Source organism: Bradyrhizobium sp. Gha (genome assembly GCF_900113735.1).
GTDB lineage: Bacteria > Pseudomonadota > Alphaproteobacteria > Rhizobiales > Xanthobacteraceae > Bradyrhizobium.
In genome coordinates this window covers 17,574-36,591 of the sequence record NZ_FOQM01000012.1, presented here as the reverse complement: position 1 = coordinate 36,591, position 19,018 = coordinate 17,574, and the positions used below count along the sequence as shown (strand labels likewise).

The 19,018-nt window shown below is 64.0% G+C and carries 21 protein-coding genes; 18 read left to right on the top strand and 3 right to left on the bottom strand.

The features are described 5' to 3' along the window. Nucleotides 1–14: 14 nt before the first annotated feature. Together BM222_RS16710 and BM222_RS16705 are read left to right on the top strand one after the other, a co-directional pair. Nucleotides 15–197 carry a DUF1059 domain-containing protein gene (locus tag BM222_RS16710; protein WP_092229598.1) on the top strand — a complete coding sequence of 61 codons (183 nt, stop codon included), beginning with the start codon at nt 15–17 and terminating at the stop codon, nt 195–197. 118 nt (nt 198–315) lie between these two features. Then, on the top strand, nt 316–612 hold the full coding sequence (locus tag BM222_RS16705) for an antibiotic biosynthesis monooxygenase (RefSeq protein ID WP_092229363.1): 297 nt from the start codon (nt 316–318) through the stop codon (nt 610–612). 364 nt (nt 613–976) lie between these two features. Here BM222_RS16705 and erpA read toward each other — a convergent pair whose 3' ends face one another. Then, a complete protein-coding gene (gene erpA / locus BM222_RS16700) occupies nt 977–1,306 on the bottom strand; it encodes an iron-sulfur cluster insertion protein ErpA (RefSeq protein ID WP_027529739.1) in 330 nt (109 codons plus the stop codon). A gap of 121 nt (nt 1,307–1,427) precedes the next feature. On the opposite strand from erpA, the gene BM222_RS16695 reads away from it, so the two are divergent. The 12 genes from BM222_RS16695 to surE all read left to right on the top strand — a co-directional run bounded on the left by BM222_RS16695 (nt 1,428) and on the right by surE (nt 12,871). Next, nucleotides 1,428–2,636 carry a deoxyguanosinetriphosphate triphosphohydrolase gene (locus BM222_RS16695; protein ID WP_092229361.1) on the top strand — a complete coding sequence of 403 codons (1,209 nt, stop codon included), beginning with the start codon at nt 1,428–1,430 and terminating at the stop codon, nt 2,634–2,636. A 10-nt stretch (nt 2,637–2,646) separates the two neighbouring features. Further along, on the top strand, nt 2,647–4,437 hold the full coding sequence (gene argS / locus BM222_RS16690; RefSeq protein WP_092229360.1) for an arginine--tRNA ligase: 1,791 nt from the start codon (nt 2,647–2,649) through the stop codon (nt 4,435–4,437). 140 nt (nt 4,438–4,577) lie between these two features. Then, nucleotides 4,578–6,089, top strand: coding sequence for an SPOR domain-containing protein (locus tag BM222_RS16685; protein ID WP_092229597.1), 1,512 nt, complete (start codon nt 4,578–4,580; stop codon nt 6,087–6,089). Between the two features lie 46 nt (nt 6,090–6,135). Further along, nucleotides 6,136–6,567 (top strand): hypothetical protein, encoded by a 432-nt coding sequence (locus BM222_RS43340; RefSeq protein WP_092229359.1) that lies wholly within the window; start codon nt 6,136–6,138, stop codon nt 6,565–6,567. Beyond that, the gene (locus BM222_RS16675; RefSeq protein WP_092229357.1) at nt 6,564–7,403 is read left to right on the top strand and encodes a segregation and condensation protein A; all 840 of its coding nucleotides are present in this window, start codon (nt 6,564–6,566) and stop codon (nt 7,401–7,403) included. Before BM222_RS43340 ends, BM222_RS16675 begins: the two co-directional genes overlap by 4 nt. Nucleotides 7,404–7,424: 21 nt before the next feature. After that, nucleotides 7,425–8,177 (top strand): SMC-Scp complex subunit ScpB, encoded by a 753-nt coding sequence (scpB, locus tag BM222_RS16670; protein ID WP_177243266.1) that lies wholly within the window; start codon nt 7,425–7,427, stop codon nt 8,175–8,177. 166 nt (nt 8,178–8,343) lie between these two features. Next, the gene (locus BM222_RS16665; protein WP_027529733.1) at nt 8,344–8,577 is read left to right on the top strand and encodes a twin-arginine translocase TatA/TatE family subunit; all 234 of its coding nucleotides are present in this window, start codon (nt 8,344–8,346) and stop codon (nt 8,575–8,577) included. 88 nt (nt 8,578–8,665) lie between these two features. Then, complete coding sequence (gene tatB, locus BM222_RS16660; RefSeq protein ID WP_092229353.1) at nt 8,666–9,229, top strand: Sec-independent protein translocase protein TatB; 564 nt, start codon at nt 8,666–8,668, stop codon at nt 9,227–9,229. Beyond that, complete coding sequence (tatC, locus tag BM222_RS16655; RefSeq protein WP_092229352.1) at nt 9,226–10,038, top strand: twin-arginine translocase subunit TatC; 813 nt, start codon at nt 9,226–9,228, stop codon at nt 10,036–10,038. The genes tatB and tatC overlap by 4 nt, the downstream gene beginning before the upstream one ends. A 137-nt stretch (nt 10,039–10,175) precedes the next feature. Beyond that, the gene (gene serS / locus BM222_RS16650) at nt 10,176–11,507 is read left to right on the top strand and encodes a serine--tRNA ligase (protein ID WP_092229350.1); all 1,332 of its coding nucleotides are present in this window, start codon (nt 10,176–10,178) and stop codon (nt 11,505–11,507) included. A 98-nt stretch (nt 11,508–11,605) separates the two neighbouring features. Beyond that, nucleotides 11,606–11,971 carry a hypothetical protein gene (locus BM222_RS16645; protein ID WP_092229349.1) on the top strand — a complete coding sequence of 122 codons (366 nt, stop codon included), beginning with the start codon at nt 11,606–11,608 and terminating at the stop codon, nt 11,969–11,971. Nucleotides 11,972–12,103: 132 nt separating this feature from the next. Continuing rightward, nucleotides 12,104–12,871, top strand: a complete 768-nt coding sequence (surE, locus tag BM222_RS16640; RefSeq protein ID WP_092229347.1) for a 5'/3'-nucleotidase SurE — start codon at nt 12,104–12,106, stop codon at nt 12,869–12,871. 19 nt (nt 12,872–12,890) lie between these two features. Here surE and BM222_RS16635 read toward each other — a convergent pair whose 3' ends face one another. Then, the gene (locus BM222_RS16635) at nt 12,891–13,262 is read right to left on the bottom strand and encodes a response regulator (RefSeq protein ID WP_092229594.1); all 372 of its coding nucleotides are present in this window, start codon (nt 13,260–13,262) and stop codon (nt 12,891–12,893) included. Between the two features lie 238 nt (nt 13,263–13,500). On the opposite strand from BM222_RS16635, the gene BM222_RS16630 reads away from it, so the two are divergent. Continuing rightward, nucleotides 13,501–14,151, top strand: a complete 651-nt coding sequence (locus BM222_RS16630) for a protein-L-isoaspartate(D-aspartate) O-methyltransferase (protein ID WP_092229590.1) — start codon at nt 13,501–13,503, stop codon at nt 14,149–14,151. Between the two features lie 109 nt (nt 14,152–14,260). Then, nucleotides 14,261–15,649, top strand: a complete 1,389-nt coding sequence (locus BM222_RS16625) for a LysM peptidoglycan-binding domain-containing M23 family metallopeptidase (protein WP_092229344.1) — start codon at nt 14,261–14,263, stop codon at nt 15,647–15,649. Nucleotides 15,650–15,817: 168 nt separating this feature from the next. On the opposite strand, the gene BM222_RS16620 is transcribed toward BM222_RS16625, so the two are convergent. Continuing rightward, on the bottom strand, nt 15,818–16,810 hold the full coding sequence (locus BM222_RS16620; RefSeq protein ID WP_092229341.1) for an ATP-binding protein: 993 nt from the start codon (nt 16,808–16,810) through the stop codon (nt 15,818–15,820). A gap of 179 nt (nt 16,811–16,989) precedes the next feature. Between BM222_RS16620 and yajC the strand changes: the two genes are divergently transcribed. Together yajC and secD are read left to right on the top strand one after the other, a co-directional pair. Further along, on the top strand, nt 16,990–17,358 hold the full coding sequence (yajC, locus tag BM222_RS16615) for a preprotein translocase subunit YajC (protein WP_092229337.1): 369 nt from the start codon (nt 16,990–16,992) through the stop codon (nt 17,356–17,358). A gap of 49 nt (nt 17,359–17,407) precedes the next feature. Beyond that, nucleotides 17,408–19,006, top strand: coding sequence for a protein translocase subunit SecD (secD, locus tag BM222_RS16610; protein WP_092229332.1), 1,599 nt, complete (start codon nt 17,408–17,410; stop codon nt 19,004–19,006). Nucleotides 19,007–19,018: the final 12 nt, after the last annotated feature.

The window sequence follows — 19,018 nt, the reverse complement described above, 5'->3', positions numbered from 1 at the left end:
TTAGGGAGGTCGATATGGCCAGAATGTTTGTGGATTGCCGAGATTATCCAAGTGAGATGAACTGCACGATCGCGATTTCAGCCGATACCAAAAAGGAGCTTTTGGAAGCGGCGGTTCAACACGCAACCTCGGTACATGGCCATCAAGATAGCCCGGAATTGCGCCGTGAGTTGGCAAAGATGATCAAGACTCAGTAGGTCCGGTCTGGTCGATCCGTGATCGCAACAAGGCAGGCCGCGGATGTGCGCTTCAACTCACGCGAACGCATAGACGCGATTTATCTTCGGGAATGTCAGGGGACTATGGGAGAAGACCGTGACCGCTTTCAATGCAGTGCGTTTTCGAGTGAAGCCGGGGCGCGATCAGGAGTTTTTGGACGCACACAAGACAATCGGAGCGACTTGGCAGGGTTTATTGCATGCCAACATAATTAAGACCGGTGATCGTTCCTACTGCATTATCGCCGAGTGGCAAAGCATGGACGCGTGCATCAAGGCGCGGCCAGACATGATTTCCACTCTCAATTCTTTTCGCGATACGCTCGAAGACCTCGGCGGCGGTATCGGAGTCACCGATCCGGTTGCGGGCCCGGTTATCTTGTCTTTGAAATAAAGCCTGTTGCGAGCCGAGATCGCCCGCTTCACGCTGCAAGCCCGGGCCCAAGCGAGGCCCCCGCAACATCGCTGACGCGGGCCATAACGTCCAGGAAGACAATCCGCGCGATCTGGCCGGCGCACTGAGAGCCTTCTGGAGCGGGACGCCTGCAGAGTATGACCCTGAAAGGCATTCAATGAAGACGCGTCAGGGCGGATTCAGCGCGTGCGATCTGGTCGAACTCGTCGCCCTTCGTGATCTCGCGATGATGGCATCCTACCCCTGTTTTGCCCGACGGGTCAACGGATTTTCGCAAAAGCCGAATCGCACCGGGCCGGCCCGGCTACTGTGCATGGGGTTGTTTTGCAGTTTTGCGTTGGGGCTAGATCGAGAAGCTGGTGCCGCAGCCGCAGGACGCGGTGGCGTTTGGATTGTTGACGCGGAACGAGGCGCCGATCAGGTCGTCGACGAAATCCACCTGCGAGCCCGCCAGGAACGGCTGCGAGGCGGAATCGACCAGCACCACCGCGTTCTCCTGCTCGATGACGAGATCGTCGTCGGTGCGGTCGCGGTCGATGTCGAACTTGTATTGGAAGCCGGAACATCCGCCGCCCTCGACCGAGATACGCAGCATCGCGCCTGTGCCTTCGCCCTTGAGGATTTCCCCAATCCGGCGTGCGGCGCGGTCACTGATGGTCACGGCAGTCGTCATGTCTCATCTCCGGTCGTCCGCGTCATACCAAATTCGCTTGGCCAATTCATTTGGTATCCCGCGTCCGGCATAGTTAAGTGCAAGAATACGCAGAATCAAATGGATAGGGACTAAATTCGTCGTGTCCGTCGGAATGGCAGCCCCCCGCGCGCCCTATGCCTGCGACCCCGATCGCAGCCGCGGCCGGCTGGTCGCGGAGCCGCCGAGCCGGACCCGGAGCCCGTTCCGCCGGGATTGCGACCGGGTGATCCATTCCACCGCGTTCCGCCGCCTGAAGTACAAGACCCAGGTGTTCGTGTTCCACGAGGGGGACCATTACCGGACACGGCTGACCCATTCGCTGGAGGTGGCGCAGATCGCCCGCGCGCTGGCCCGGCAGCTTGGGCTGGACGAGGACCTCACCGAAACCCTGGCGCTCGCCCATGATCTCGGTCATCCCCCGTTCGGTCATGCCGGCGAGCGGGCGCTGGACGCCTGCCTGAGGGATTTCGGCGGCTTCGACCACAACGCCCAGGCGCTCCGCGTCGTCGGCGCGCTGGAGCATCGCTATCCTGAATTCGATGGGCTGAACCTTACCTGGGAATCGCTCGAAGGCATCGTCAAGCACAATGGCCCACTGACCGATCGCAGCGGCGCGCCAATTGGCCGTTATCGCGAGCACGGCGTTCCCGTCGGCATCGCCGACTATATCAAGACATACGACCTCGAGCTCTGGAGCTTCGCCTCGCTTGAGGCCCAGGTCGCGGCGATCGCCGACGACATCGCCTATGACGCCCACGATATCGATGATGGCCTGCGTGCGGGCCTGTTCCACCTCGACGACCTCAAGGTGATGCCGCTGACGGCGGAGATCATTGCCGAGACCTCGGCACATTACCCTGATCTCGAAGACGTCAGGCGCGGGGCCGAGCTGGTACGTGAGCTGATCTCGCATCTGATCGGCGCGGTGTTCACAGAGGCGCAGAAGAACATTGCCGCCGTCAGGCCGCAATCGGCCCAGGACGTGCGCCAGCAGAATAGGGCGCTGATCGCGTTCCCGCCTGAGGTCGCCGAGGAGGAGGCCGCCATCAAGGGCTTCCTCTATGGACACATGTACCGGCACACCAGGGTGATGCGAGTGATGGCCGAGGCGGAGCAGATCGTGTTCGACCTGTTCGCGAAATACCTGACATCGCCGGCCGACCTGCCGCCGGAATGGCTGGTCGGGTCAGAGGCCGACAATGAGGGCGAGCGGGCCCGGCGGATCGGCAATTTCATTGCCGGAATGACCGACCGTTTCGCGCTGACCGAGCATCAGCGGCTCTTTGACTCGACCCCGGATTTGCGTTAGGCGGCGGCCCATGCCCGATACATCCTCAAGCCCGCATTTGTTCGCCGACGTGCTCGCCCGCGTGCATGCCGCCTGCCGCGCACTCGCGGTGGAAGCCGACTGGCCCGAGGGCATCGATTTCTCCCGCGTGGTGGTCGAGCCGCCGCGCGACGCCTCCCATGGCGACATGGCGACCAACGCCGCCATGGTGCTTGCGAAAGAGGCAAAGGCGAAGCCGCGGGACCTCGCCGAGCAGATTGCCGAACGGCTCCGCACCGACGCGCTGATCGCCAAGGTCGACGTCGCCGGTCCTGGCTTCATCAATCTGACGCTGCAACCCACCGCTTGGGCCGAGGCGCTGCGGACGGTGCTGCGCGAGGGCGCCGATTACGGCCGTGTCCGCGGCGGCTCAAAGGTCAACGTCGAATACGTCTCGGCCAACCCGACCGGACCGATGCATGTCGGTCATTGCCGCGGTGCCGTGTTCGGCGATGCGCTGGCAAGCCTGCTCCAGTTCGGCGGCCACGACGTCACCCGCGAATATTACATCAACGATGCCGGCGCCCAGGTCGACGTGCTCGCACGCTCCGCCTTCCTCAGGTACCGCGAGGCGCTCGGCCAGGACATCGGCGCCATCCCGGAAGGCCTCTATCCCGGCGACTATCTCAAGCCGGTCGGGCAGGCGCTCGCCAAGGAGCACGGCGATAAGCTCGCCACGATGAGTGAGGCGCAGTGGCTGCCAACGGTCCGCGCCAAGGCGATCGCGATGATGATGGACGAGATCAAGGACGATCTCGCCGCCCTCAACATCCGCCACGACGTGTTCTTCTCCGAACGCTCGCTGATCGAGACCGGCAACAACAAGGTCGCCGAGACCATCGACTTCTTGAAGGCCAAGGGCGACATCTACGAAGGACGCCTGCCGCCGCCAAAGGGCGCGCCGGTCGAGGACTGGGAAGACCGCGAGCAATTGCTGTTCAAGGCGACCGCTTACGGCGACGACGTTGATCGTCCGCTGATCAAGTCGGACAATTCCTACACCTACTTCGCCTCCGATATCGCCTACCACAAGAACAAGTTCGACCGTGGTTTTGCGGAGATGATCGACGTCTGGGGCGCTGACCACGGCGGCTACATCAAACGCATGCAGGCGGCGGTGAAGGCGACGACCTCGGGCAAAGGCTCGCTCAACGTCAAGATCGTCCAGCTCGTGAAGTTGCTGCGCAACGGCGAGCCGGTGAAAATGTCGAAGCGGAGCGGGGACTTCGTCACCCTGCGTGAGGTGGTGGATGAAGTCGGCCAGGACGCCGTCCGCTTCATGATGCTCTACCGGAAGAACGACGCGGTGCTTGATTTCGACCTCGCCAAGGTCATGGAACAGTCGCGCGACAATCCAGTGTTCTACGTCCAGTACGGCCACGCCCGTGGCCACTCGATCTTCCGCAACGCGCGGGCCGAGGTGTTCCCGGACCTGCCCGAGGATTCCGAAAAGCGGATCGCGTGGCTCGGTGAGTCGGCCCTGGAACGGCTGTCGGACCCCATCGAACTTGATCTTCTCAAGCGCCTCGCAATTTATCCGAGGATGCTGGAGGCCGCCGCTGCGGCCCATGAGCCGCACCGTATTGCCTTTTATCTCTATGACTTAGCGAGCGAATTTCACGCACTTTGGACGAAGGGGCGCGATCTGCCCTATTTACGCTTCATTATCAATAATGATGCAGTTCTAACAAAGGCGCGACTGGCCATGGTCCAGGGCGTCGTCTCTGTCCTGGCATCGGGCCTCGCCATCCTCGGCGTCCATGCTCCGGACGAGATGCGGTAGTTTGGGGCGAACTACTTAACGGGAATTTTGGGGGTACCGGCAGAAGCCGGATCGCTTAGACTTGGTTGAAAGCCTTGTGGGTCGAAAGCCGCGCCTTGGTCGAGGGGTGCGCGGCTTTCCCGAAGGGACGCATCATCACGATGGCCGATCGATATCACGACAGACCGCTTCCTTCCGATGACTATGGTCGCGGAGCCGACCAGCATGGGAGGGCGGATAACGATCCGTTGGCCGAGCTCGCCCGCCTGATCGGACAGACCGATCCGTTTGCAGCCCAGGGCCGCCCGGTTGCAGCGGCGGCACCCACGCAGGCCTATCAGCACGACGATTATTCGCGCGACGATGATCAGCCCGACTACGCTGAGCAGGCCGCGCCCCCTCAGCCGGGGCCGCCCTCATGGATGCGGCGCGCCAACGTGCAGCCGCAGCCTGCGCCCGAGCCTGACTATCCCGTCGCAGTGAATCCGGTTCATCCGCTGCATCGCTATGCGGCTCAGCCGGCTGCGCCCGAGCCGCAATATCGCCAGCCGCAGGCCCATCAGGACCACGCTTATCAGGATCAAGCCTATGGTCAGGAGCCGGCCCAGGCTTACGAGGCCCCATACGAGCAGCCGGATCCGGCGCGTTATGATGATGCGCTTTATGGCCGGCTTGAGTCAGGAGAGCAGGATTTCCAGCGTGAGGCGGCCTATCCGGACGATCCTTACGCGTTCCAGAGCGAATATGCCGAAGCCGATCTCGACGAGCCCAGGAAGTCGCGCGGCGGCATGATGACCGTTGCTGCGATCCTTGCTCTCGCTGTGGTCGGAACCGGTGCGGCCTTCGCTTACAAGACCTATATCGGCTCGCCCCGTAGCGGCGAGCCCCCCATCATCAAGGCCGACAATACGCCGACCAAGATCATACCGGCGCCATCGGACTCCTCCACCAAGGTGCCGGATCGCATGGTGGCCGGTGACGGTGGCGAGAAGATCGTGCCGCGCGAGGAGGCCCCGGTCGATGTCAATGCCAAGGCTGCCGGTCCCCGCGTGGTATTTCCGGCGCTGAACCAGAATGCAAACCCGCCGCCGGTGGCGAGCGTGTCGCCATCCAATGTTCCGGCGCCAACCGCCGGTCCGGTTCCGAGTAACGGCACGATGCCGAACAATGCGCCGCGCACGATCAAGACCGTGGCGGTGAGGGGCGACCAGACCGACAGCACCGCACCACAAGCCGCAGCTCCGCCCCCGGTCAAGCCAGCGCCGGCGTCGAAAGCGGCCGCCGCGCCGCGTATGCCGCCGACCTCTGCCAACGCCAGCGTCACCCAGCCGCTCTCGCTGGCACCTACGCCGTCCGAGCCGCCGCAGCGCGTGGCTGCGACCGCCCCGACGCAGATTGCGCCTGCGCCCAGCGGCGGCGGCTACGTCGTGCAGGTGTCCTCGCAGCAGAGTGAGGATAGTGCGGCTGCGTCCTACCGGGTGCTCCAGAGTAAATATGGGAGCGTGCTCGGCGGCCGTTCGCCGGTCATCAAGCGGGTCGACCTGACTGACAAGGGCAAGGGAATCGTCTACCGCGCCTTCGCCGGGCCGTACGGTTCGGCCGACGAGGCGGTGCAGGCCTGCAACAATCTGAAATCTGCTGGCCTGCCGTCCTGCTTCGTCCAGAGGAATTAGCGGCCGTTTCCTTGACCCCCTCTTGGGGCAGGGTTAATCGGCCCTCATGAGCACGCGGGCCTTCATTACCGGCGTATCCGGAACGGAACTGACGGCCGCCGAGCGGGCGTTTGTCCGTGCCGAAATTGCACGGGGTGCCATGCCCTTCGGGCTCAGCTTTGAGATTTCGCTCCAAGTTGCAGCCCCTCTTTGGGAATTGACCGCGCGACGGTCGACTGATCCCGCTGGCCTCAGCATTCCCGTGGATGGCGCCGCCGAGCGGGTCCATCTGGCGACGACTTCTGCGACAATGATTGCTCAGGTGATTCGCAGCGCAATCGGGTTCCAGGGTTTGTTGACGAGTAACGACGGGCCGGGGAAGGCGTTAGTGGGAAGCATTGGCGAGCGAAGTCGCGCCAGGTCCAGGGCCGGCACGCCGCTTCACAGCAACGACAATGCGGAACTGGACGCATTGACCCCAAACACGGCATCCGCATGACCGCAGAAATTCTATCGTTTGAGACCGGCCGGCCCGCAGAGCTCGCCGAGGGTGAGCCGGCGTTGGTCGTCGACGTCGAGGGCTATGAAGGCCCGCTCGACCTGCTGCTCGCGCTGGCCCGCCAACAGAAGGTCGACCTCGCCAAGATATCGATCCTGGCGCTGGCCGATCAATACCTCCATTTCATCGAAGCTGCGCGAAAGATCCGGCTCGAGCTTGCTGCCGACTATCTGGTGATGGCGGCCTGGCTCGCCTTTCTGAAGTCGCGCCTCTTGCTGCCGGAGCCGCCGAGCGCCGAGGGGCCGAGCGCCGAACAGATGGCGACAGCGCTCGCCAACCGTCTGCGCCGCCTGGAGGCCATTCGCGAAGCGGCCAACCGGCTGATGAACCGCCAGCAATTGCTGCGCGACATTTTTCCGCGCGGCGAGCCCGAGCAGATCGCCGAGATCCGGCATCCGAAATACACCGCGACGCTGTACGACCTGCTCACGGCCTATGCCTCTCAGCGCCAGTCCCGCGTGCTGGCGAGCGTGCATCTGGCCAAGCGCACGGTGTGGTCGCTGGCCGAGGCACGCGCCACGCTGGAGCGGCTGGTCGGCAGCATCACCGAACAGGACGACTGGGGCGTTCTCGATGATTTCCTGATCCGTCACGTCGCGGATCCGACGCAGCGCGCGACGGTGTTCGCCTCGAGCTTCGCCGCTGCGCTCGAGCTCGTGCGTGAAGGTCAGCTGGAGCTGAATCAGAAAGAAGCGTTTGCGCCAATCTACTTCCGGAAGGGGCGCCCGAAACCGGTCGTGGACGCAGCTCCTGCGCCCGATGCGCCGGTCGGTTAAGTGCAAGAAGGAGAAGCTGCCATGGCAAGCCTGGCTGAAGTGCGGGTAGAAGAGGCCGAGCCGATGGAGAACGAACCCCAGGCACGTCCCGAAGAATTGCGGCTGCTGGAAGCGCTGCTGTTCGCCTCGAGTGAGCCGCTGGATACCGCGACGCTCGCCAAGCGCATGCCCGAGGGCATCGACGTGAAGGCGGCGCTCGAGCAGCTCCAGGCCGACTATGCCTCGCGCGGCGTCAACCTCGTGCGGGTCGCCAACAAATGGACGTTCCGCACCGCCGGCGACCTCTCCTGGCTGATGACGCGCGAGAGCACCGAGACCCGGCGCCTGTCGCGCGCGGCCATCGAGGTGCTGGCGATCATCGCCTATCACCAGCCGGTGACGCGCGCCGAGATCGAAGAAATCCGCGGTGTGGTGACCTCGAAGGGCACGCTGGACGTGCTGCTGGAGACCGGTTGGATCAAGCCCCGTGGCCGTCGCAAGACGCCGGGCCGTCCGCTGACCTTCGGAACCACCGAGGATTTCCTGTCGCAGTTCACCCTGGAACAGCTCGGCGATCTGCCGGGGCTGGAGGAGCTGAAGGGCACGGGCCTGCTGGATTCGCGTCTGCCGACCGGATTCAGTGTCCCGACGCCCTCGGATGATCCAGCGTTGCGGGAGGACGAGGATCCGCTGGAACCGGGCGAGGAGCTCGATCTTGCCTTGGCGCCTGCGGTCGAGCCCGAGCCGCCGCCGGAAGGCGGCAATGAGGGCGGCGACGGCGGGAGCGAGGAGTAATCCTCCGGCCTTCGACAGGTCCCCTGCGACAGGTTAACACTAGCAAGATTACGTAGCGCCGACAGCGAATTGGCGCTGCCTTAATCCTTGTTTTTGAGGCTTGCGAAGCCTACGTTCCGGTCAAGATCGGCCGGGTCCCGGCCATACGCGTTTGGAGGGTTGCAGGATGGGTTCACTTAGCATTTGGCACTGGATCCTGGTGATCGCAGTGGTCCTGCTGCTGTTCGGCCGCGGCAAGATTTCGGATCTGATGGGCGATGTGGCTCAGGGCATCAAGGCCTTCAAGAAGGGCATGCAGGACGACGACAAGCCCGCCGAGAAGCAGGAGCCCTCGAAGTCCATCGAGCACAATGCCGCGCCGACCGCGGCACGGTCCGACGTCGGCAGCAAGGCCGTCTGAGCCAGGAGCACGCGAGACGCGGGAAACGGCCCCGATCCTGCGCGTGAGGGATTGGGCCGATCGTGGCTTCGCGTGAACGGAAGACGTCATGTTCGACATCGGCTGGAGTGAGCTGGTTCTGATCGGGGTCGTGGCCCTGGTCGCCATTGGCCCGAAAGAGCTGCCGGGCGTGCTGCGCATGGTCGGTCAGTGGATGGGCAAGGCCCGCAAGATGGCCGCCGAATTCCAGGGCCAGTTCCAGGAAGCGATGCGCGAGGCGGAGATGGCCGACCTCAAGAAGAGCTTTGACGAGGTCAAGGAAGCCGCTTCCGGTTTCACGAGCGGTGGCCTGATGACCTCGCTCCAGAAGGACGTCAGCGACGCACTCCGCGTCGATGCGCTCGACAAGCCGGCTGAGACGTCGGCGACGACCTCCGTCGAACCTCCTGCGGCTTCAAGTGAAGCGCTGGCGACTTCAAGTGAAGCGCCGGCGACTTCAAGTGAAGCGCCGGCCACGCCCACGACACCGGAAGCTCCGACGCCGGAGATCTTCGTGGAAGCCGAGGGGCACGCGGCGGTGAACGAGCCGCTCGCGATTATCAGCGAGGTCGAGCAGACACCGGTTGCGCAGGACACCGCACCCGAAGCGATCAAGGACGCCAAAGCGTCATGAGCGACGCCGATATCGAGGCCAGCAAAGCTCCGCTGATGGACCATCTGATCGAGCTGCGTTCGCGGCTGATCAAGGCGCTGCTTGGCTTTGGCGTGGCCTTCATCTTCTGCTTCTTCTTCGCCAAGCAGATCTACAACGTTCTGGTCTGGCCGTTCGTGTGGGTCGCAGGCGCGGAGAACTCGAAATTCATCTACACTGCGCTGCTGGAATATTTCATCACCCAGCTCAAGCTCGCGCTGTTCGGTGCCGGCTTCATCTCGTTCCCGATCGTCGCAACCCAGATCTACAAGTTCGTGGCGCCCGGCCTCTACAAGCACGAGAAGCAGGCCTTCCTTCCGTATCTGATCGCGACCCCGTTCTTCTTCGTGCTCGGCGCGGCGTTGGTCTATTTCGTCGTGCTGCCGATGCTGGTGCGCTTCTCGCTCGGCATGCAGCAGATGGGCGGTGACGAGACCGCGCAGATCCAGCTCCTGCCCAAGGTCGGTGAATACCTCTCGCTGATGATGTCGCTGATCTTCGCCTTCGGCATCGCCTTCCAGCTGCCGGTGATCCTGACGCTGCTCGGGAGGGTCGGCATCATCACCTCGAAGATGCTGCGCGACAAGCGCCGCTATTTCATCGTTCTCGCTTTCATTATCGCCGCAGTCCTGACGCCGCCTGATATCCTCAGCCAGTGCTCGCTCGCGATTCCCCTGCTGGCGCTCTATGAGGGCTCGATCATCGCGGTGTCCATGGTGGAGAAGAAGGCGGCCGCGTCGAAGGCGGCCACCGGCACCGACGTGTCGACGCCGGCCAATCCGGCGGAGTAGGGCACTTTCGTCCTATCATATCGCAGTACAGCCAATGATTCGTCATGCCCGGGCTTGACCCGGGCATCCACGACTTGATCTAAGGCGGCAGGTACGTGGATGGCCGGGATCACCCCGGCCACGACGGGAAAACAGCCATGCACGACATCAAATCGATCCGCGACAATCCGCAAGCGTTCGACGCCGGTCTCGCCCGGCGCGGCCTCAAGCCGTTGTCGGCGTCGCTGCTCGCGATCGATGAGCGTCGGCGTGCGGCGATCCTGGCCTCGGAGCAGGCGCAGGCGCGCCGCAACGCGGCCTCGAAGGAAATCGGCGACGCCAAGAAGGCCAAGGACGAGGCGCGCGCGGCGAAGCTGATGACTGAGGTCGCCGAGCTCAAGACCACCATGCCGGAGCTCGAGGCTGCCGCGAAAGCGGCCGACGAGGAGCTGACCAAAGAGCTGTCCGCGATCCCGAACATTCCTTTCGCTGAAGTGCCCGATGGCGTCGACGAGCATGGCAACGTCCAGCATCATGTGTTCGGCGCCAGGCGCAACTACGGTTTCGCGCCGAAGCTGCATGACGACCTCGGCATTGCGCTTGGCTGCATGGATTTCGAGGCTGCGGCAAAGCTCTCGGGCGCGCGCTTTGTTGTGCTCAAGAAGGGGCTGGCGCGCCTTGAGCGCGCGATCGGCCAGTTCATGCTCGACCTGCACACCACCGAGCACGGCTACACCGAGATCAACCCGCCGCTGCTGGTGCGCAATGAAGTCATGTTCGGCACCGGGCAGTTGCCGAAATTCGAGGACGACCAATTCTGGGCGATCAAGGGCGAGTTGCTGGCTTCGCCCGATCATGAGCGGCTGAAGACCGAGCGCCTCGGCCTGATCCCGACCGCCGAAGTCTCGCTCACCAACCTCGCGCGTGAATCCATCCTCGACGAGAAGCAGCTGCCGATGCGGCTCACTGCGCTGACGCCGTGCTTTCGCGCCGAAGCAGGTGCGGCCGGGCGCGATACCCGTGGCATGATCCGCCAGCACCAGTTCACCAAGGTCGAGCTGGTTTCGATCACGACGCCCGAGACCAGCAAGGACGAACTGGAGCGAATGCTGTCCTGCGCCGAGCAGGTGTTGCAGAAGCTCGACCTGCATTATCGCGTGATGACGCTGTGCGCAGGAGATATGGGATTCTCGTCGCAAAAGACCTACGACATCGAGGTGTGGATGCCCGGGCAGGGCGAGGGCGGCATGTTCCGCGAGATATCGAGCTGCTCGGTGTGCGGAGACTTCCAGGCGCGGCGCATGGATGCGCGCTCGCGCGGGCCGGACGGCAAGCCGCGCTTCGTGCACACGCTGAACGGCTCGGGCACGGCGGTCGGCCGCGCGCTGATCGCTGTCATGGAGACCTATCAGCAGGAGGACGGCTCAATCGCGGTCCCCAGCGTGCTTCAGCCTTACATGGGTGGCTTGAAAGTGGTCACGCGCGAGTAAGAATTCGCGTTGGCCACTGAAATGTAGAAACGTTTGGTTGCGAAGATCGGGCGGCCGGCTATCCTGACGGCTGCCCGCGAACGCGAAACCAACCGTCCATGGCCTTGCACCGCGATATCTTCTGGATCGGCCGACAATGGGCGGTGACAGGTGCCGGCATCCAGGCCGTCGATCAGCGTTTGCGTGGCGTGCTTGACATCGACATTGCGCGTCTTTGGGACGAGGGCCTGGTGCAGAGCCGGCGGGCGAAGCCCGGGGTCAATGCCGAGGACTTCGACAGGGCGCTGACGATGGCGCGCGAGCGTTTTCCCGAGACGGCGGTATCTGCGCCGTTCCTTGCGCAGCTGAAGGCGCTCGGTGTGGTTGAGACCCCGGTCGTGAGCCCGGTCGTCGCGCCTGCGATGCAGCTGCGCGCCGAGGGCAGGCTCGCGCGCTTCCTGCCGCAATGGCGAGTCCGCCGCTGAAGCGAATGGACTCGATTGCTGCGCTGCGGCAATGAACGTCGGCGCGGGTGAGGTCTGCGCCGAAGCCGGTTTGCCTGATCGGTCCCGGCCGGATAAGACGGCCTCACTCCAGATCAGGAATCGACCTCCGGCATGCGCATTCTCTGCACCAATGACGACGGTATCCACGCTCCCGGCCTCAAGGTCGTGGAGGAGATCGCACGCGCGCTGTCGGACGACGTCTGGGTGGTGGCGCCCGAGCTCGATCAGTCCGGCGTATCGCATTCGCTGTCGCTGAACGACCCGTTGCGCCTGCGTGAAGTTGGGCCGCGGCACTTCGCGGTGCGCGGCACGCCGACCGACTGCGTCATCATGGGCGCGCGCCATATTCTCGGTGCGCAGCTCCCCGACGTCGTGCTCTCCGGCGTCAACAAGGGCCGCAACGTTGCCGAGGATGTGGTCTATTCCGGCACCATCGCCGGCGCGCTCGAAGGCACCATTCTGGGCATCCCGTCATTTGCGCTGTCGCAGGAATTCAGCGTCGAGACGCGCGATCGGCCGCAATGGGATACCGCGCGCAAATTCGGTCCTGATATCTTGCGCAAGGTGATCAAGGCCGGCATCCCGAAGGACACCGTCATCAACGTCAACTTCCCGTCCTGTGCGCCGGAGGATGTGCTCGGCATTCGTGTCACGCGACAGGGCAAGCGCAATCTCGGTTTTCTCAGGATCGACGAGCGCAGGGACGGCCGCAACAACCCCTATTTCTGGATCGGCTTTGAGCGCACGGCGATGATGGACACGGCGGCCGAAGGCACGGACCTGGCAGCGCTTCACGAGCATTATGTCTCGGTCACGCCGCTCCGGCTCGATCGTACCAACGAAGCGTTTTCCGAAGAGCTGAGCGCTACTCTGAAGTAAAGGCGCTTGCTACCAGCGGCTAGCCGCCGCGAAGCGCGGCTTCGATGGTCTTGCCGAGCGCGTCAAGCTGAAACGGTTTCTGAAGCGCCGGACGGTCGCGATATTGCTCGGGCAGGCCCGACGAGCCGTAGCCGGTCGCGAAGATGAAGGGGCAGCCCTTGGCCTTGATGACGTCGGCGACCGGGGAGATGACCTTGCCGTTGACGTTGACGTCGAGGATGGCGATGTCGAACTCGGTCGCCTGGGCCAGCCGCATTGCCTCTGAGATATCTCCGGCTTCGGCCGCGACCTTGTAGCCGAGCTCTTCGAGCATATCCGCCACCATCATTCGGATCATCACCTCGTCCTCGACGAGGAATACAGAGCGGCCGGAAAGCCCTGTCGCAGTCATTGTCGTTGAGTCCTTGCCCATTCCCGAAAACGTTCGCAGATAACGCTTATCGACGCAATGCGCGTTTCGGCCAAACGATACTTGAAAATGGCCCGCGCGGCTTGTCCGCTGCAAGCCGATTTGTGGTCAAATGCCCGGATAGAACACTATACGGGTTCCTGAGCAGGAACAAGATTCCAGCCCGGATCCTGGCGCCGAGCCATCATCCGGGACCCCGACGAAGATGGTACAGCCCGCGATGACCTCCAATCAGCACCCGCCGGAAAAGATGATGTTTCAGCTCACGCTGAGGCGTCGCGGGATCAGCGATCAAACCGTGCTGCGGACGATGGAGGAGGTGCCGCGCGAGTTGTTCGTCGAGGCCTCTGATCGGGACGGCGCCTATCGCGACAGCGCGCTGCCGATCGCCTGTGGGCAAACCATCAGCCAGCCCTTCGTCGTCGCCTACATGACCGAGCAGCTTCAGGTCCAGAAGAGCCACCGCGTGCTTGAGATCGGCGCGGGCTCCGGCTATCAGGCCGCCGTGCTGTCGAAGCTTGCGCGCGAGGTGCTGACGGTCGAGCGCTACCGCAAGCTCGCGGATGCCGCGCGCGCCAGGCTTGAAAAGTTGGGCTGTCACAATGTCGAGGTGATGCTCGGCGACGGCCTCAATCTGCCTGCAAATATCGGCCCGTTCGACCGCATCATCGTCACCGCCGCGGTGGAGCAAATTCCAGAGAACCTGATCGAGCGGCTCGAGGTCGGCGGCATCCTGATCGCACCGGTGGGGCCGCATCAGGGCGTGCAGACACTGACACGCCTCAACCGCACCGAGGCCGGGATCGAGCGCAGGGAACTCGTCGAGGTCCGTTTCGTGCCGGCACTGCCTGGCGTGGCGCGGGAGCTGTAGAATTCCGGATCGGCAACGCATCCAACATCTTATTGGGAGGGTTAAGCCGTTATTTACTCGGCGCGTGTTTACTTAAAACACCAGTTCTGTTGCGTACGAGTGAGTAACCATGTCAGTTGTCGCCGAGTTGCTTTACTCGCGCCGCGTACCGCAGGTCGCGGTGCTGGCGCTGATCTCTTTTGGTTTCGCAGGGTGTAGCGCCGACATGTCGTCGCGCCTGTCCCAGTCGAACTTCTCTAACCCCTTTGAATCGACCGGCTCGGTGCAGCAGGCCCCGCCGCCGCAGCGCGAGCTGCCGCAATATGCCCGGCCGCAGACCCAGCAGGGCAATTATCAGTCCCAGCCGTTGGCGCCGGCGGTTGCCGCGCCGCAATCCTATCCGGTTGCAGCGGGTGGCGGCGTATCGGGAGGCGGTCGCGGGCTCGGCTCCTACACGCCGCCCGCCCAGCCGCGTCTCGAAGCCACCGGCACGGTGCCGCAGCGCTCGGTGGTGGCCGCCCAGCCTGCCGGCGGGACCAAGATCATCGTCGGCACCAGTGACACGCTCGACGTGCTCGCCAAGCGCTACCACGTAACTCCGCAGGCGATCCTCGCCGCCAACGGCTACAAGGGGCCGCGCGCGCTCTCTCCTGGTCAGCAGCTCGTCATCCCGCATCCCGGTGCTGTTGCAGCTGCGCCGGCGCCCGTGATGACCCCGGTTGCCGCGGCTCCTGCGATGGCGCCGAAGCCGGTCGCAGCCGTCGCCGCGCCGTCGAGCTTCCACTTCGTCAATCACGGCGACACGCTCGCCAGCATCGCACGCAAGAACCACATCTCCGCCGCCGAACTCGCTCGCGCCAACGGTCTCGATCCGTCGACCAAGCTCAAGCTCGGCACCAAGCTGACCGTGCCGGGCGCCAGGACCGCGGCTGTTGCTGCGCCGCTGGCTCCCGCGCCCGTCGCCGCGGCACCCGTTGCGGCTGCGTTGCAGCCGGTCGCGGCCGCTCCCGCGCCTACGACCAAGATGGCCGCCGTTGCCCAACCCGCGCAGAGCGCGCGCCTCGCCCAGGCCACCGCCAATATCGACGAGAAGCCCGCTGCCGAGGCGCCGGCGAAAGCGGCGGAGACCACGAGTTCCCTGCCGACCTTCCGCTGGCCGGTGCGTGGCAAGGTGATCACGAGCTACGGCGCCAAGACCAATGGCAAGTCCAATGACGGCATCAACGTTGCGGTGCCCGAGGGTACGCCGGTCAAGGCGGCTGAAGACGGCGTCGTTGCCTATTCCGGCAACGAGCTGAAAGGTTACGGCAATCTGGTCTTGGTTCGGCACGCCAACGGCTACGTCACCGCATATGCCCATGCGAGCGAGCTGTTGGTGAAGCGCGGCGATACCATCAAGCGCGGTCAGGTCATTGCCAAGTCGGGTCAATCCGGCGAGGTGGCATCACCGCAGCTCCACTTCGAGATCCGTAAGGGATCGAGCCCGGTCGACCCGCTTCAGTTCTTGAATGGGGCGTGAGGCCTCTGCAGAGTAAGGCAGGACATCGCCACAAAGACGCTGTCATCGCCCGGGAAAGCGGGCGATCCAGTACGCAGGCGGCCTCTCGATCGGTCACAATCGTCTCTGGAATACTGGATTCCCCGCCTTCGCGGGGAATGACAATTGCGGGTGCAGCGACAGCCTCGACTACTTCGCCGCGAGCTTCACGCCGAGCCGTCCGGCCAGCTCCTGCACGAACTGCCAGGCGACCCGGCCCGAGCGCGCGCCGCGCGTGGTCGACCATTCCAGCGCTTCGCGCTCGAGCGCTTCGTCGTCGACCTTGATGCCGAAATGGCTGCAATAGCCCCCCACCATGGCGAGATATTCGTCCTGGCTGCAGCGGTGGAAGCCGAGCCAGAGACCGAACCGATCCGACAGCGAGACCTTTTCCTCGACCGCCTCGCCCGGATTGATCGCGGTCGAGCGTTCGTTCTCGATCATGTCGCGCGCCAGCAGATGGCGGCGGTTGGAGGTGGCGTAGAGGATGACGTTCTCGGGCCGCCCCTCGATCCCACCTTCGAGTACAGCCTTGAGCGATTTGTAGGACGCGTCATTGCCGTCGAAGGAGAGGTCGTCGATGAACACGATGAAGCGGAAGTCGGCGTCGCGGAGCTGCTCCATCAGCATCGGCAGCGTTTCGATGTCCTCGCGATGGATCTCGATGAGCTTCAGTCTGTCGGCCGGCTTGCGGTCGGCGTTGATGCTGGCATGCGCCGCCTTCACCAGCGAGGACTTGCCCATGCCGCGCGCGCCCCAGAGCAGGGCGTTGTTGGCGGGCAGGCCGCCTGCAAAACGCTCGGTGTTCTCCATCAGGATATCGCGCATCCGGTCGACACCCTTGAGCAGAAACAGCTCGACGCGGCTGACCCGGGGCACCGCGGCGAGGCGGCCGTCCGGATGCCAGACATAGGCGTCCGCCTGCTTGAACGACTCGCGTTCGGCGGCCGGCATACCCTGGGCGGCGAGGTGGGTCGCAATCGTTTCCAGCGCGCGGACGATGCGCTCCTGGGTGAGGTCCGGGGTTGCCTGGAGGGAGGTTTTTTGGACCACCTTGGGGCGTTTTGCCGCGACCTGGGCGGCCTTCATGGCAGGGGTACGGGGGCCTTTGCCGGCCGGGCTTTTGCTTGGTTTTTTGGGCATGTCCGAAGTTCCTGAGAATGCAGCCTTATCGGGCCTGACGGCGCGCCGCAAGGTGGTCAAAAGGGCGGTCTGGCAGCGTTGCAATTGGGGCGGTGGTCGCTATAGTCCGCGCGAATTTGACCGAGCCGGTCGCCGTCAAGGCCTGACCGGCTTCCCCCGTTTCCACGAGGATCGTCCGAATGCTGATTACCCCTGCGTATGCCCAGGCTGCGGGCGCCGGCGACACCAACAGCATGTTGATGTCGCTGCTGCCGTTCGCCCTGATCTTCGTGATCATGTACTTCCTGATTCTGCGTCCGCAGCAGAAGAAGGTGAAGGACCACGCCGAACTCGTGAAGAACATCCGCCGCGGCGACACCGTCGTGACGTCGGGGGGCCTCGTCGGCAAGGTCACCAAGGTGGTCGATGACGACCAGATCGAGTTCGAAATCTCCGACGGCGTCCGCGTGCGCCAGATGCGCTCGATGATCTCGGGCGTGCGCGCCAAGGGCGAGCCGGCCAAGGACAGCGCGAAGGAAAGCGCCAAGGACGACGCCGCGGCGAAGTGAGCGCTTTCCCGCGAGCATCTCAAATCTCCTGATCTGACAGGTCCAGTCGATGTTGTATTTCACGCGGTGGAAGGCGCTCGGGATTATCCTGACGGCGCTGATCGTGTGCCTCTGCGCGGTCCCGAACTTCTTCCCCGAGGCGCAGGTCAAGACCTGGCCCACGTGGGCGCAGCGGCGCCTGGTGTTGGGTCTCGACTTGCAGGGCGGCTCCTCTCTGCAGCTCGAGGTCGACTCCAACTATGTGAAAAAGGAAAAGCTCGACCAGATCCGCGACGACGTCCGCCGCGTGCTGCGCGAAGCCAAGATCGTTTACACCGGTCTCGTCACGAAGAGCGATGCCGTCGAGGTGCGCGTCAAGGACGCGGACGCCCAGACGGTGCTCGCCAAGTTGCGTGAGCTTGCACAGCCGATTGGCGGCCTGATGGGATCCAGCGGTCAGCGCGACATCGACGTCTCGGATGCCGGCGGCGGATTGATCCGCCTCAGCATTCCGGAGACCGCGATGATCGAGCGTTTGCGCAAGACCATCGAGCAGTCGATCCAGATCGTCGAGAAGCGCGTCAACGAGCTCGGCACCGTCGAGCCCATCATCCAGCGTCAGGGTAACGACCGCATCCTGGTGCAGGTGCCGGGTTTGCAGGATCCGACCCATTTGAAGGAACTGCTGGGCAAGACCGCGAAGATGGAATTCCGCATGGTCGATCCCTCGGTGCCGCCGGACCAGGCGCAGCAGGGCGGTTTGCCGCCGGACACCGAGTTCCTGCCGGCCGCCACGCCGCCGCCGTCCGGCTACGTTGTCAAGAAGCAGGTGCTGGTTGCGGGCGGCGATCTGACCGACGCCCAGGCGACCTTCGACCAGCGGACCAATGAGCCGGTCGTCAGCTTCAAGTTCAATACCTCGGGCGCGCGCAAGTTCGCGCAGGCCACGCAGGAGAATGTCGGGGTGCCCTTCGCGATCATCCTCGACAACAAGGTGATCTCGGCGCCGGTCATCCGCGAGCCGATCACCGGCGGGCAGGGCCAGATCTCCGGCAATTTCACCGTGCAGTCGGCCAACGACCTCGCGATCCTGCTGCGCGCCGGCGCGCTGCCTGCGCCGCTTACGGTGGTGGAGGAACGCACGGTCGGTCCCGGCCTCGGCCAGGACTCGATCGACAAGGGTGAGCTCGCGGCCTATGTCGGCTCGATCATGGTCGTCGTCTTCATGCTGTTGACGTACCGGCTGTTCGGCGTGTTCGCCAACATCGCGGTGACGATCAACGTTGCCATGATCTTCGGCTTGCTGTCGCTGCTCAGCGCCACGCTGACGCTCCCCGGCATCGCCGGCATCGTGCTCACCGTCGGCATCGCGGTCGACTCCAACGTGCTCATCTATGAGCGCATCCGCGAGGAGCTGCGCGGGGGGCGAAGCCCGATCTCGGCGATCGACGCAGGCTTCAAGCGGGCGCTTGCCACCATTCTCGATTCCAACATCACCACCTTCATCGCCGCTGCAGTGCTGTTCATGATCGGCACCGGTCCGGTGCGCGGCTTCGCAGTGACGCTCGGCATCGGCATCATCACCACTGTGTTCACCGCATTCACCATGACCCGTCTGATCGTGGCCTGGTGGGTGCAGTGGAAGCGGCCGAAGACTGTGCCGATCTGATCATTCGAGGCC